Origin of the sequence: Pedobacter roseus, assembly GCF_014395225.1 — a bacterium.
Classification (GTDB): domain Bacteria; phylum Bacteroidota; class Bacteroidia; order Sphingobacteriales; family Sphingobacteriaceae; genus Pedobacter; species Pedobacter roseus.
In genome coordinates, this window is the sequence record NZ_CP060723.1 from 2,296,700 (window position 1) to 2,311,393 (window position 14,694).

A 14,694-nucleotide genomic window follows, 5' to 3' on the forward strand; every position below is an offset into this window, starting at 1 on the left:
CAATTTGATCATTGGTTCTTAATTAATCAATCGTAAACCTATCTGCATCCTTTAAAAACGGAAACTGCCTTCTAACTTTAACCAATTCTTCATAATTGATGCTGAACGTGTATAAATCTTCATCTTCAGGTTTATAATAAACGGTATTACCATAAGGATCTAAACACATGGATAATCCGCTATGGTAAATCTGGTTTCCATCATGGCCAACACGGTTTACGGCAATTACATAACTTTGGTTTTCGATAGCCCGGGCAGGAATAAGTGCTTTCCAGTGTGCTGAGCGTTTATCAGGCCAGTTGGCAACAAGAAGCAAGATATCGTATTCCTGATCTACGTTTCGCAACCAAACCGGAAAACGTAGATCGTAGCAGATGGCCAGTCTGATTTTCCAGCCTTTAAGTTCTACAATCAGTTTCTCTTTGCCAGGACTAAAATGCTCATCTTCATTACCCATGCCAAATAAATGGCGTTTATCGTAATGCTGATGTTTGCCATCTGGTTCCATCCAGATTAAACGATTATAATATTGGTTGTTTTCTTTTATAATTAAGCTTCCTGTAACCACACAATTATACAGATCTGCCATTTTTTGCATCCACTGCATGGTTTTTCCACCCATTTCTTCAGCCAGTGCTTCCGAATTCATGCTAAAACCGGTATTAAACATTTCGGGCAAGATAATGATGTCGGTTTTTTCCCTGACACCCATCGATAGCCTCAACGCCAGATTTAAAAGGTTTTTTTCAATGTTTTCCCAAAAGAGATAAGCTTGAAAGACAGTTACTTTCAGGTTTTCTATTTGAGTGTAAACAGGTGCTTCCATTTTTAATGTTTTAAACTGGTTAAACGTTTTTTAATTTCTCTGCAGCTTGGGCTAGTGTAGCATTTTCTTTGGCAAAGCAGAAGCGAATGATTTTATGGTCGGTCGATTTCTGATAAAATGCCGAAACAGGAATGGTGGCTACTCCAAATTCTTTAATTAAGCGCATACTAAAATCAGTGTCTTTTTCATCGCTGATATCGCTATAGCTTGCACACTGAAAATAAGAACCGTTACAAGGCAAAAGTTTAAAACGGCTCTCGGCCAAAAGATCCCTGAAATAATCACGTTTCTGTTGGAAAAAACTGGCTAATCCAGTATAATTTTTCGGTTCTTTAATGTATTCGGCAATAGCCTGCTGCATGGGACTATTAACGCTGAAAACGTTAAATTGGTGTACCTTTCTAAATTCCTTCATCAGTTTTTCGGGTGCCAGGCAGTAACCGAGTTTCCAACCGGTAGCATGTAAAAGTTTGCCGAAAGAGGCTACGATAAAGCTTCGCTGCTTTAATTCAGGATAGAGCATTACACTTTGGTGTTTTTGTTCATCATAAATTAAATGTTCATAAACCTCATCACTTAAAATTAAAATATCGGTACCACTAATCAGTTTAATCAACGATTGCATATCGTCTGATGATAAAATACTCCCCGTAGGATTCTGCGGCGTATTTAAGATAATCATCCTTGTTTTAGCTGTAAACAGCTTTTTAACCATGTCCCAATCTATACCGTAGGCAGGAGGGGCGAGTTCGTAGGTTTTAACCAAACCACCCAAAAGTTTTACAGTAGGTGCATAACTATCATAAGCCGGTTCGAAAATTATCACCTCATCGCCCGCATTAATGATAGCTGCCAATGCGGTAAAAATAGCCTGTGTTCCGCCTGCTGTAACGGTGATTTCCGTTTCAGGGTTATATTTAATGTTATAAAGTTTTTCAACTTTCTCTGCAATGGTTTCTTTTAAAAAATTAGCACCTGGCATTGGTGCGTATTGGTTAAAACCATCTTTCATGGCTTTGTTTACCAATTCAACCAGCTTTGGATCGCAGGCATAATCAGGAAATCCTTGTGATAAATTAATGGCATTGTGTTCTGCCGCAAGTTTACTCATCACCGAAAAAATGGTGGTACCTACACCGGGAAGTTTAGATTGTATATTCAGCATCGTATAAGCGAAAATAGGAAAAAAAAGCTTAACGCCTAAACAGGATTGCCAATATGATCAAATCACTTAAACTAAAATTTACCCTAAGCTCATTAAACCCTTTGTTTCCATTTGGGTCAATAAAAATAAATACAGAACCAAATAAGCTGCAGATGAACAGATTTTGTATTATTTCAAATATATATGAGCTTATTTAAAATTATTCCAGATAAACTATTTTCTTTGCATTAAAATCTCAAAAATTCCTAAATGAAATTTAAACACTTAGCCGCCGTATTTTTAGTGGTCATTACTGCATCAGCATTTGTGAGTCCTAAAAAAGCTTTAAGAACATTTGTCTCCAACTACGAAAATGTATTGGGCACTTCCTTAGAATTGAAATTCAAAGCAAGTAATCAGGCAGTTGCCGATCTGGCCGAAGAGCATGCGCTTAAGGAAATAGATCGCTTAGACGATATTTTAAGTGCCTACAAACCGACTAGCGAGTTTAGCAAATGGATGAAAAACGGAAAACAAACGACTAAAATTTCACCAGAATTATTTGAGGTTTTGCAACAGTTTGAGCATTATAAAAATGTAACCAACGGCGCTCTTGATGCATCTGCAGCGGTTATTGGCAATGTTTGGAAAAAAGCTTCGGCCGAAAACAGCTTGCCATCGGCCAATGAGCTGGAGACCGCAGTTAACCTGGTTAAACAACAGCATTATATACTGAATGAGAAAAATAAGACCGTTACCCGTTTAGATGACGTGCCTTTAGCTTTAAACTCTTTTGCCAAAAGTTATATTATCAATAAAGCTGCTGATCAGGCCATTCAAACTCCCGGTATCGAAAACGTAGTGGTGAATATTGGCGGCGACATGGTGATTAAAGGAAACCAATCAGAAAACATAGAAATTGCCAATCCAAAAGCTGATGCAGAGAATGAAGCAGCTTTGAATAAGGTTAAAGTTTCTAATATGGCGGTGGCAACCAGTGGCAACTACCGCAGGGGTTTTAATGTAAATGGAAAATGGTACTCGCACATTGTAGATCCACGCACAGGAAACCCAGCATCAGAAATTATCAGCGCTACCGTTATTGCTGCTGATGCCAGTGAAGCAGGTGCTTTAGCTACTTCCTTTAATGTATTATCAGTTTCAGAAATTGAGGCTATAACGGCAAATAGAAATGATATTGCCTATCTATTGGTGACTAAAAATGGTAAAGAAATTAAAAGCAAAACCTGGGCGAAATATGAATTAACTTCTAATAAGCCAGCAATTACCTTAGCTAGAGTTAATAAAGCAGATAAAGCCTGGAATACGAAATACGAGCTGATTGTAAACTTAGAACTAGCCAATATCGAATCAACCGATGGAAAACGTGTTCGCCGTCCCTTTGTTGCGGTTTGGGTTGAAGATGCTGCAAAAACACCGGTACGTAACCTGGCCATCTGGTATAATAAACCCCGTTGGTTGCCTGACTTAAAATCATGGAACCGCGTAAATGGTGATGAATTTAGAAAAGGAGCAGAAGGAAAATTAAGCTCAACTAGTTCAGCTACCCGTGGCCCTGGTAAATACAGCTTATCATGGGATGGAAAAGATGATAGCGGAAAACTAGTAAAAGCAGGTATATATACTGTTTATATTGAAGTGGCCCGCGAACATGGAACCTATCAGGTTATTTCAAAAGAAATGAAATTTACAGGCTCCGCACAAAAAGTAGAATTAACCCCAAATACAGAATTAGCATCTGCATCCCTTGACTACAGAAAAATCGCAAAATAATATGATCCCTGCCCCTAATGGCCTTGGGAAAAAGCCGGTAAAAAAGGATAGCGGAAAAGGCAAGGGAAAAAAGCGTTTAGCTGGATTATCGCGCTGGTTGCATATTTATTTATCAATGGTGAGCTTTACCATCTTGCTGTTTTTTGCGGTATCGGGCTTAACCTTAAACCATGCCGATTGGTTTACATCTGGTAAAGAACTAGTTGCTAAAGATTCTGGTTCGGTAAATTTAAAATGGGTAAACCAGGCAGATACCAATAAAATAAATAAGTTACAAATTGTTGAGTTTTTCAGGAACAAACACCAGATTAAGGGCGCATTGAGCGATTTTAGAATCGACGACCGCGAACTCAGTTTAACTTTTAACGGGCCCGGTTATCTTGCCGATTCTTTTATCGACCGCGAAACAGGTAAATACGAATTAACCACCACCAGGTTTGGTGCGGTGGCCGTAATTAACGATTTACACAAAGGAAGGGATTCGGGCAAGGCATGGTCTTGGATTATCGATATTTCTGCGGTACTTATGACCTTAGTATCTATCTCAGGTATTATTCTGATCTGTTTTATTAAAAAGAAAAGATTAAGCGGATTTATTATCGCGGCAGTAGGAACAATAATCTGTTATTTGATCTACAAATTATTTGTTCCTTAATTAACTTAGATGTTCTCAGGTGACTTAATTAACCTACCCAAATATCGCCTTAGGACATCTATTTTTCTATATGGTTAATAACAGGCTATTAATTAGGCTATTGTTTGTAGTATTGAACCTGTTTCTTTCACGGTTAGCGTATGGTTTACACCGCATTTTAAAGCATAATTATTCCGTTGGTGCCCCACGGGGAAATCAAAAGCGATAGGATAGTTGTATTCCTTTACTTTTTCTAATACGATTTCATAAATGGTTTTGCCAAATTCTTCACCGGCATCATCAGGTTTAACCTTAAAGCCACCAACAATTAATCCTTTTAAGTTTTTTAGTTTTCCGCTGCGTTTTAAATTCCACAGCATCCGGTCTATACTATAAAGGTATTCGCCCGTATCTTCTATAAAAAGTATTTTATCTTTTGTATTTAAATCAGAATTGCTTCCAGCTAAGGTTTCGATGATGCTCAGGTTTCCACCAACCAAAATGCCGTCAACTTTGCCAGGCCGGTTATTAATACTGGCTGGGGCAGTGTAACCCATTGGCTCACCAATTAAAGCGTTTTTGATAGACAGTATGGTTTCAATCTGTATCTGCTCCGCTTTGCTCCAGTCGTCGGGGAAGCTGTTGCACATTTTAGAATGGATGGAGGCTATCCCATAATTTTTAGCCAAATGGCAATGTAAAACGGTAATGTCGCTAAAACCGATAATCCACTTTGGATTTTTTTTGAAGGAAGAGAAATCGAGCTGATCAATAATGCGTACCAGACCGTATCCGCCGCGGGCACACATAATGGCTTTTAAATTCGGATCATCAAGCATACGCTGTAAATCTGCTAACCTTTCTTCGTCCGTTCCGCCATAAGTAAAATCGCGTTTGCCAATGGTATCGCCAATTTTTATGGTAAAACCCCAGCTTTGCATTTGTAAAACCGAAGGCTGAATCTGTTCCAGGGTAATGTATCCCGCCGGACTGGTTATTCCAATCGTATCGCCGGGTTTTAAATAGGGTGGGATTTTAAAAGATGAACTTTCATTTTCTACTGTATTTGCCAGTGTTTTAAAAGCAGGAAATACAGTTGCAGCTGCGATAAATGAAGAAAGGAAGTGTTTTCGGTTCATCTAAAATAGGAATGTAAATGTTGATGGAGCGAATATAGGATTTAAAATTTTGGCATAAAAGAAAAGGGATTTATATCCATAAATCCCTTTTTTAAACCAAACAAATTAATCTGTAAAAGATTAGTATAATGTGAATTATATAGATAACCACGTTTGAAATAAAATGTTTTGAGATTTTATAAAAAAATCACTGTATTTGCTAAATAGCCCTGATGGAAACGGAAATACTTTTTGGTACCGTTATATTTTATTTTAGAAAACTGTCCAAAAAGATTGCAGTGTACAGCAGGAACAAGCCTTTACCATAAGCACTGAAACTGCGCTTCTAAATATTTAAAAATAGGATGTGGCGGAAACAGAAGTGGTTATTTATAGATTAAAGTTAAAGGCTATCCCTCGCGGATAGCCTTTGCTAACAACAAAACAAATATAAGATAACCAAATCTTACCTGATTGAGCAGAATCAGGTAAAGTGCTATGAGATACACTTTGCGGCCTAGTAATGGATTCGAACCATTGTAAAGAGTTTATGAAACCCCAACCTTCCAATCGGTCAACTGGCCTTGTTTTATAATTGCTTTAATGCCAAATAATCCCTCAGTTCTAAAATCTGTTCTTTAATTAAACTATCTTCGTTCTTCGAATATTCCTGCTGATCTGCTTCCGTTTTTATGGGATAGGTAAGGGCCTGATATTCATCTATTGTGGGATATTGAAAATAGATTGACATAATTTTAGCGTTTTAATTGTTCGACATTGTTTTTCTTTATGATTAATGTTGAGCAAATATATAAATAAGTATATAATATCTATAGATTTAGTAGTGTATATTTTTGGTAATATTATAATTTCTTCATTATCAGGTGATTATTTTTTATTTTCATGACGATATAAGGCGTTAATTTATAATTGCTGTATTTTTTTGGAGCAAATCATCAGTCTTCTTGTATAAAAACGATTTTAAATTTTCGATGTGCTTTTAAGCAGCTTTAAATTCAATTTCAGAAAAGCTAATTATTTTAAGGATATTTGCAGTTCAATCATTAAAATAGTAATTGTGTCTTTAGATAAATTAAAACTTAGCAAACCACTTGTAGCGGCAATGACTGATGCAGGATTTTTAACTCCAAAAGAAATCCAGGCCAAAACCATGTCGCGTATTTTAGGTGGACAAGATGTTATAGCGGTGGGGCCGGAGGGTTCGGGAAAAACAACAACCTATGTTTTAGCAACTTTAATGAAATTAAAGTATGCCTTTGAAGAAGCGCCAAGAGCTTTAATTTTAGTGCCCGATGCAGAACATGTAGATCATGTATTGGAGCAATTTAAATTACTTAACCGTAACAGCACTTTCAGAATTTTGGGAATCGATAGCCGTGGCGCTGTTGATACACAAATGAACGAGATCACCGACGGTTGCGATATTATTGTTGCTGTACCCGATCGTGCCCGCGCTTTATACCTAAAACTAGCGCTAAATACCAATAAAATTCAGTTGTTTATTGTAGATAATGCAGAACTGATTGTAAAAAAAGGTTTACAGTTGCCGGTTGTGGAACTGGCCAATAGTGCCTATAAATCGCAGCATGTGGTGTTTACAGAAGTAATGCACGAAAAATTAAACCTCATGATTTCGCCTTTCATGAAAGATTCTGCTTCAACGATTGAAGTAGACGAAATCGGCGAAAAGCAGGCAGAGGTTTACCAGCAAATGTTGTATCAGGTACCAAATTTCAGGACCAAACTCAACTTACTCACTTTATTGTTAAATGATACAGAGGTTTTTGATAAAGTAGTGGTTTTTGTCAATACAAGGTTAACTGCACAAACCGTATATAAAAACTTTAATCAGGTTAAAGAAGGAGAAATTAGCATCTATCGCTCCTTGTTTTTTGATGATAAAGGCTATGATGATATTGAAGACTTTAAAGATAATCCTGATGCTAGGGTATTAATTGTTGCGAATGAAAACCTGGGTGATTTAAATATAGAAGGGATTCCTTTTATCCTGCATTTAGAATTACCAGAACAGAAAGAAACTTTAATTCAGCGTATTGTAAAACATGGTGATGAAGATGTAGTAGCGATTACTTTCTCTACCGATATCGAATTGATCGAAGTGAAAAAAATTGAGCAGGCCATCGGACAGAAACTGGAGGTAATGGAATTGCCAGAGGATTTAAAAGTAGTAGATGCAGCAGCGAAACCGAAGAAAAAGAAAACTACCGAAGAAGATGAAGACGCTGAACGTGGTGCAGCCTTTCACGAAAAGAAAGCCAGTAACTTAAAAAATTACAATTATAGCGCCGGCACAAAAGCCAAAATGACCTATAAAAATAAAAAGGGATTGTCTTAGATAGTACCCTAACACTTGTTTCTAACGAGGGTTGATTAGTTAATCGTTTATAACGATATATCAACCTTATACCACATTCCCGCGCAGGCGTGGGAATGTGCAAATGTTGTTCTCTTTATTTATAAGATCATTCGTGATGTTTCACAGCATAAAAAAAAGCTCCTTAGAAATTAATCTGAGGAGCTTTTTATTTAATCGTTATTTACGACTAGTATAAAGTAAACTCTACACGACGGTTTTGTTGACGACCAGCTGCAGTTTTATTAGTTGCAATAGGTTGGTCAGGTCCGTAACCTGTAGCTTCGATTCTTGATGCATTTGCACCTTGAGATACTAAGTAAGCTTTTACTGATTCAGCTCTGTCTTTAGATAAACGTAAGTTTAACTCTCTGCCACCAGTATTATCAGTGTGACCAGCTAATTTTAAGCTAAAGTTTTTCTCTACCAATAAACCAGCAACACGGTTTAAAGTAGCGAATGATTTAGAACGGATAGTTGATTTACCTAAATCAAATTCTAAGTTAGAAATAGCATCTCTAACTACTTTACGGTCTGCTTCAGTAATTACTGTAGTTTCTTTAATGATCGTTTTTGGAGCTGCTAAAGGACATCCAGAACCATCAACTACTGTACCTGCTGCAGTACCTGCACATTTGTCAAATTTGTTTGCTACACCATCGTTATCATCGTCAGCTAAGTCTTTAGCATATTGCTCTCTATCACGTTGTGCATTTTGCTCAGCAGTAGATAATGCTCTTCTTAACTCAGCACTTTCTTCAGCACTTTGTTTGCGTAAATCAGCAACTGCACTGTAGTTTTGTAATTGAGAGTTTTCTTTGTTTCCTAAAGCAAATTCCAAACCTACGTGAGAGTAAGAGAATCTGTTTTCGTTGTAAGCATTTTTAACTGTTGGAGATGATTTGATAAAGTTAATGTCGTATCCTAAATCGATGTTAATTCCTTTAGCTACGCCAAATTTAAATCCAACTCCTGTTGGAATAAACCAACCTTCTCTGCCATTAAATACTTCAGTAGTTCCTACTTGTGAATCTGATGACATGTAACCAGCACCTGCTTTTACGTAAGGAATTAAAACTGCGTTTTCAGTATTTAAGCTAAAGTTAGCAATGTTTAATACTGCAGTTAATGATCCTGACCATTGGATGCTATTCTTTTGTTCAACATTACTGCCTAAATAATTAGCCGTTTTAATATCTCCACGTAAGAAATCTGCCTGTAAGCCTAAAGCTGGCAAAATTTGCTTTTTAATGAAGCCACCGTAACCGATACTTTTAAATTCTCTTGCATCTACACTTCCTTTACCTAAAAAAGTATTCTGGCTTAAGATACCTCCGTGTACACCTACACTCCAGGTACGGAAAGATTTTTCTCCGAACCGACCACCGGTAGGAGGAGTTGTTGGTGTATCTTGGGCAAACAATTGTGATGATAAACCTAATAATGCAACCAACATTGTTGATTTTGTAATTCTCGTATTCATGTTCTTCTATTTTTTAAATATTAGTCTCTTAACAGTTTTTTTATCGTACTGTTTTGCATGGCCTAAGAAAAAATCTTGCCAAATACCATATTTTTTACGCAAATAGCATGTTATCAGAAGATTAGCGTGTTAAATTAATTTCACAAAAAAGTTACTTAACGTTAGGTGTTAATGAAATTTTCGTATAGTATTCTATACAGATTGAGTTTTTAGATTAATTTAAAGCAGTTGAAAATTTATTTATCTGACGGATTTTTTTTGTTGTTTAACAGCATCTCTACTGTTTTTTCAATTCTGCTGAAACGGGTTTTCTCTTGTTTTGCAGATAGTATCCAAAGTACATACTCTTTCCGATGGCTATAAGCAAGCTGGTTAAAATAGGCTAAAGCCTGCGGATGCTTTACTAAGAGCATTTTTAAATCATCAGGAAGTTTTACGGTTTTATTTACCGGATCTATGTATTCGCCATATTCATTGGTTTTGATATGGTCGTTTCTCATCCCTGATGGTTTTACTTCGTCGATGAGTTTTAGGCGTAGGGCAGTCCAGGTTTCGTTAATCGCTGCTGATGCGCATGGCGTTAAACCAAAAGCATTCAGTTCTTCCCAGCTCTTCATCAGGTCGAGATCGGATTTTATTTTTGAGGATTTTTTTGGGTAAAATACCCAGAAAATCGTTTTCGCATTAATATTTTTTAGATTGCTTTTAATCTGTTGATTAAGTTGATCTTTACTTACGGTAAAGGTAATTAATACATTAAAATTGGCTTCCTGATCATATTTAAAAACAATATCAGATGGAATATTGCCAAAAATAGCTGCTGCATGTTCAGGTGCATCAACTACCTTAACAATATATCCTGGTTTTACCTGAAGTTTTTTTAATAACAAATTTTCCATTTTATAAGTTTAATCGCTTATTGCTTTTGGCGGTTAAATTTAGCCACAGAGGCACGGAGTAATTTTTCAGATTTTTATTACTATCGACTCTGTGTGCTTTGTTTTTTTTCTCCGTGCTCTCTGTGGTAAAAAATAGATGATTACAACCTTAATTTAGCAAAGAAATCCCAGAATACAATCCCGGCAGAAATTACGATGTTAAAAGAATGTTTGGTGCCAAATTGTGGGATTTCGATACATTCATCAATTTTTGCCATTACTTCATCGCTCACACCATCAACTTCATTTCCGAAAATCAGTGCATATTTTTTATTAGTGTCGGGTTTAAAAGTATTTAGCATCGTGCTATGCTCTGCCTGCTCAATGGCAATAATTTCATATCCTAAATCCCTTAGTGCATCAACTGCCTGTAAAGTGTCTGTATAGTGAATCCAATCAACAGATTGCGTAGCACCCAAAGCCGTTTTTTCAATTTCTCGGTGAGGTGGCTGTGCGGTAATGCCACAAAGAATTACTTTTTCTAAAGCAAAGCCATCAGCAGTACGGAATATTGAACCTACATTGTGCATACTGCGCACATTATCCAAAACCACTACAACAGGTAATTTTTCCTGTGCTTTAAACGCTTCAATATCCGGACGATTTAACTCGTCTAATTTTAATTTTCTCATTATTTTTTAAAATAATTTCACAGGATTACACAGATTGGATATACTGTCGAATCTGTATTTACTTGTATACATCTTGTGTTAAGTGTTTTTATAAACTGGTTGGTCCACCGCCAATTTCGCTGATATAAATCGCTGCAGGGTAACCAATTTTAGCTACATAATAATCTGTTAAATGCCTGGCGAAATCTTCTTCAAAGCCTTTTTCCAATAAAGCGATGGCACAGCCGCCAAATCCGGCACCCGTCATACGTGCACCAATTACATGCTCATAATCTGTGCAAAAATCTACCACAGCATCCAGCTCTTTTCCACTTACTTCGTATAAGCTTCTTAATGATTGATGCGAGGCATACATTAACCGGCCAAATTCTTCGAGGCTTCCACTGTTTAAAGCCCTGGCAGCCTGATGAACACGGTCGTTCTCTTTAACTACATGTGTAGCGCGGTTTAATATGGTTTCATCGCTAATTAAATGGCTGTGCAGGGCAAACTTCTCTGCATTAAGCTCGCAAAGATAGTGAAGTGTAATCTCTTCGTTCAATAACTTTAAGGCTGTTCGACATTCGGCAACACGTTCATTATACTTAGAATCTGCCAGTTCGCGCGGTTTATTGGTATTGATGATGGCCAGCACATAATTGCCAAGGTCAACATCAACCATTTTATATTTTAAAGTCTCACAGTCTAAAACAATCGCTTTGTTTTTCTCGCCAAAAGCAACTGCAAACTGATCCATAATACCAGAGTTTAAACCAATAAAATCATTCTCCACACGTTTGGCAATCTTAACAAGCTCCAATCGGTCGTAACCCAGGTTAAAATAACTGTTTAAGGCATAAGCAGTAGCAATCTCAATTGATGCAGAAGAAGAAAGTCCTGATCCGATGGGGATATTTCCATAAAAAAGGAAATCAAGTCCGGTGATCTCTTTTCCATCTTTGATCATTTCATTAATTACACCTATAGGGTAATTGGCCCAGTGGTTTCCGTCTTTTTCATTTAGAATATTGCTTTCAACAGTGGTTTCCATCTCGAAATTCAGACTCTTAAACCTAAATTTGTTATCGTTATTGGGCGCAATGGCCAGCCAGGTTCCGAGGGTAATGGCACAAGGCATTACTAAACCGCCGTTGTAATCAATATGCTCGCCAATGAGGTTAACGCGGCCGGGTGTAAAATATACGGCATCGGCTTTTTTATGGTATTGCGATGCAAATTTTTCCTCAAGGTTAATATTCATTTGGCTAAAATATATTTATTAAAAGCATTAATAATAGTATGTTTGTTTAGGAAACAAAAGCCCTAAGTTACAATTTATGAGCGTTCAGCAAATACCTACCGGAAAAATTATTGATGGCGAAGAAGTTATCGCAATCGAACTAACCAATAGTAAAGGCACTTATGTTAAAATATTTAATTATGGTGCTATTATTAATAAATTCATCGTTAAAAACGCCAAAGGCGAGATGCAGGATATTGTATTGGGCTTTGATACTTTCGACGAATACCTTAATCCAGATTACCTAACCCACTATCCATATTTGGGTGCTATTGTGGGGCGTTATGCCAACCGCATTAAAAACGGCCGCTTCACTATTGATGGGGAAGATTATCAACTGGCACAAAATGCAGGTACCGATACTTTGCATGGCGGTATAGAAGGTTTTGATAAAAAAGTTTGGGATGTTGTTGAAGTGGGCGAAGGGCAGCAATTGTCGGTTACCTTACAATACGAAAGTGTGGATGGTGAAGAGAATTTCCCGGGCAACCTGATTATTGATCTTACTTTCGAACTTACTGAAAATGATGAGCTGATTTTAAGTTATGAAGCAGAAACTGATCAGGCTACTGCAATTAATTTAACACACCATGGTTACTTTAACCTGGCACCAAATGGTGGAAATATTAAAAACCATAAACAGCAGATTTTTGCGTCAAATTACCTGGAGCAGGACAGTAATTATTCGGTAACGGGCAAATTAATCCCTGTTGAAGGTACGCACATGGATTTTACAAAATCTAAAGCGATTGGGCAGGATTGGGATGAGGAAGAAGGCTACGACCAAACTTACGTTCTGGATAAAATCTATGGTGATTTATCGCTGGCAACCAAAACAATTGAAGAAGAAAGTGGTTTAGTTTTAAGCGTATATACAACAGAACCGGTAGCACATCTTTATACCTCAAAATATTTGGATGTTAAAAATGGTAAGGGTGGAAGGGATTACGGCAGCTACGGTGCTTTTTGTGTAGAAACACAGCATCACCCCAATGCAATAAACATCCCTGAATTTCCAAGTACCATATTAAAACCAGAAGATTTGTATACGCAAACAACAATTTACAAAGTTTCATTAAACAAATAAATTATGTTCACCATCGAAAACATCCGGGCAGCAGAATCAAAAATTAAAACTGGTGCAGATTTCCCGCAGTTTATAAAAGAAATTAAGGAATTGGGTGTTAAGCGGAACGATGTTTATGTAAGCAATGGTTTATCGATCTATTTTGATGATGAAGATAATGCACAACAGGTAAGTCCTGATGAATATCCAGCTCTAATTATCAATGAAGAATCTTCTGCCGGAAAGTTAGAGCACGCTTTAAAAGTACATCAACAGGGTGAAACAGATTATATTACTTTTTGTAAACAGGCTGCAGATGCGGGAGTGGAGAAATGGGTAACCGATCTGGAAGAAATGACCTGCACTTATCTGAATACAGAAGGAAATGAACTCGTAAAAGAAAAGATACGAATAGTATAAATATAGAAGGCCCGAAATTTCGGGCCTTTTTACTATGCTACAATGAGCTATGTTGAGTAGCCCGGTTTAATTAAATTCTTTCTAAAACCGTTTTAATGGCCTGTTCTACAATTTTGTTAGGCTCATTACTGAATTCGAATTTTACACGACTTGCCAAAATAGCATTTACTGAAAGTGCTTTATGTCCCAAAACTTTTGCTAAAGCGTAAATCCCGGCTGTTTCCATTTCTAAATTGGTAATGCGGTATTGGTTGCTCTGAAAACTATTAATAAGTCCGATGAAATCGGGAACTGCATTTTTTGCCCTTACTATTCTGCCTTGTGGAGCGTAAAAACCAGGAGCAGTGATGGTGATGCCATGAACCATATCTTTACCAATGGAATTTAACAGGCCTTCGTTGGCGGCAGTTAAGTAGGGGTTGATATTTTTTAAATGACCAAAATGTATCTTAATGTCATCCATTAAAAGTTGTTCATCGCCAGATAATTGCTGCAGGTAATAATTCATTAATGCATCCATGCCCAAACCATGTGAAGAGGCCAAAATGGTCCCCATTGGTATATCCGGCTGTACAGCTCCTGATGTGCCTACACGGATAATATTCAGAGAGGTCAATTCTTTTTTTACTTCCCGGGTTTCGAAATCGACGTTTACCAGCGCGTCCAGTTCATTAAAAACGATATCAATGTTATCTGTACCAATACCAGTTGAAAGTACCGTTACCCTTTTTTTACCTATAAAACCGGTATGGGTAATAAATTCCCGTTTACCTTTTTTAAATTCTATCTGATCGAAATACTTGCTCACTTCGCCAACGCGGTCCGGATCGCCAACAGTTATTACGGTATCGGCAACATCTCCGGGCAGAAGATTTAAGTGGTATATGCTGCCATCAGGATTGATGATTAAGTCGCTTTCGGATATTTTCATATTTGGTTTGTTTTTGCCTGCAGATCTTGCTTGT

At 37.2% G+C, this 14,694-nt stretch carries 14 protein-coding genes; 5 read left to right on the forward strand and 9 right to left on the reverse strand.

Annotation, left to right across the window (positions count from 1 at the left end; translation table 11 throughout):
• Positions 1-22: 22 nt before the first annotated feature.
• A complete protein-coding gene (locus H9L23_RS09615; protein ID WP_187594749.1) occupies positions 23-826 on the reverse strand; it encodes a nitrilase family protein in 804 nt (267 codons plus the stop codon).
• Between the two features lie 19 nt (positions 827-845).
• Positions 846-1,991, reverse strand: a complete 1,146-nt coding sequence (locus tag H9L23_RS09620) for a methionine aminotransferase (RefSeq protein ID WP_187594750.1) — start codon at positions 1,989-1,991, stop codon at positions 846-848.
• Between the two features lie 249 nt (positions 1,992-2,240).
• Between H9L23_RS09620 and H9L23_RS09625 the strand changes: the two genes are divergently transcribed.
• Positions 2,241-3,764: a DUF2271 domain-containing protein gene (locus H9L23_RS09625; RefSeq protein ID WP_187594751.1), complete on the forward strand. Its 1,524-nt coding sequence runs from the start codon at positions 2,241-2,243 to the stop codon at positions 3,762-3,764.
• A 1-nt stretch (position 3,765) separates the two neighbouring features.
• Positions 3,766-4,419: a PepSY-associated TM helix domain-containing protein gene (locus tag H9L23_RS09630; protein ID WP_187594752.1), complete on the forward strand. Its 654-nt coding sequence runs from the start codon at positions 3,766-3,768 to the stop codon at positions 4,417-4,419.
• Positions 4,420-4,511: 92 nt separating this feature from the next.
• On the opposite strand, the gene H9L23_RS09635 is transcribed toward H9L23_RS09630, so the two are convergent.
• Together H9L23_RS09635 and H9L23_RS09640 are read right to left on the reverse strand one after the other, a co-directional pair.
• Positions 4,512-5,537 (reverse strand): S66 peptidase family protein, encoded by a 1,026-nt coding sequence (locus H9L23_RS09635; protein ID WP_187594753.1) that lies wholly within the window; start codon positions 5,535-5,537, stop codon positions 4,512-4,514.
• Positions 5,538-6,105: 568 nt separating this feature from the next.
• The gene (locus H9L23_RS09640; RefSeq protein WP_187594754.1) at positions 6,106-6,267 is read right to left on the reverse strand and encodes a hypothetical protein; all 162 of its coding nucleotides are present in this window, start codon (positions 6,265-6,267) and stop codon (positions 6,106-6,108) included.
• A 327-nt stretch (positions 6,268-6,594) separates the two neighbouring features.
• On the opposite strand from H9L23_RS09640, the gene H9L23_RS09645 reads away from it, so the two are divergent.
• The gene (locus H9L23_RS09645) at positions 6,595-7,893 is read left to right on the forward strand and encodes a DEAD/DEAH box helicase (protein WP_187594755.1); all 1,299 of its coding nucleotides are present in this window, start codon (positions 6,595-6,597) and stop codon (positions 7,891-7,893) included.
• Positions 7,894-8,101: 208 nt separating this feature from the next.
• Here H9L23_RS09645 and H9L23_RS09650 read toward each other — a convergent pair whose 3' ends face one another.
• The 4 genes from H9L23_RS09650 to H9L23_RS09665 all read right to left on the reverse strand — a co-directional run bounded on the left by H9L23_RS09650 (position 8,102) and on the right by H9L23_RS09665 (position 12,204).
• Positions 8,102-9,394: an OmpA family protein gene (locus tag H9L23_RS09650; RefSeq protein WP_187594756.1), complete on the reverse strand. Its 1,293-nt coding sequence runs from the start codon at positions 9,392-9,394 to the stop codon at positions 8,102-8,104.
• A gap of 236 nt (positions 9,395-9,630) precedes the next feature.
• Positions 9,631-10,293, reverse strand: a complete 663-nt coding sequence (locus tag H9L23_RS09655) for a YdeI/OmpD-associated family protein (RefSeq protein ID WP_187594757.1) — start codon at positions 10,291-10,293, stop codon at positions 9,631-9,633.
• 140 nt (positions 10,294-10,433) lie between these two features.
• Entirely contained in the window at positions 10,434-10,964 is a 531-nt protein-coding gene (locus H9L23_RS09660) for an RNA methyltransferase (protein ID WP_187594758.1), read from the reverse strand.
• Positions 10,965-11,052: 88 nt separating this feature from the next.
• On the reverse strand, positions 11,053-12,204 hold the full coding sequence (locus tag H9L23_RS09665) for a galactokinase (RefSeq protein WP_187594759.1): 1,152 nt from the start codon (positions 12,202-12,204) through the stop codon (positions 11,053-11,055).
• 76 nt (positions 12,205-12,280) lie between these two features.
• Between H9L23_RS09665 and H9L23_RS09670 the strand changes: the two genes are divergently transcribed.
• Together H9L23_RS09670 and H9L23_RS09675 are read left to right on the forward strand one after the other, a co-directional pair.
• The gene (locus H9L23_RS09670) at positions 12,281-13,330 is read left to right on the forward strand and encodes an aldose epimerase family protein (RefSeq protein WP_187594760.1); all 1,050 of its coding nucleotides are present in this window, start codon (positions 12,281-12,283) and stop codon (positions 13,328-13,330) included.
• Between the two features lie 3 nt (positions 13,331-13,333).
• On the forward strand, positions 13,334-13,729 hold the full coding sequence (locus tag H9L23_RS09675) for a DUF1398 domain-containing protein (RefSeq protein ID WP_187594761.1): 396 nt from the start codon (positions 13,334-13,336) through the stop codon (positions 13,727-13,729).
• 70 nt (positions 13,730-13,799) lie between these two features.
• Here H9L23_RS09675 and H9L23_RS09680 read toward each other — a convergent pair whose 3' ends face one another.
• The gene (locus tag H9L23_RS09680; RefSeq protein WP_187594762.1) at positions 13,800-14,660 is read right to left on the reverse strand and encodes a nucleoside phosphorylase; all 861 of its coding nucleotides are present in this window, start codon (positions 14,658-14,660) and stop codon (positions 13,800-13,802) included.
• Between the last annotated feature and the right edge of the window lie 34 nt (positions 14,661-14,694).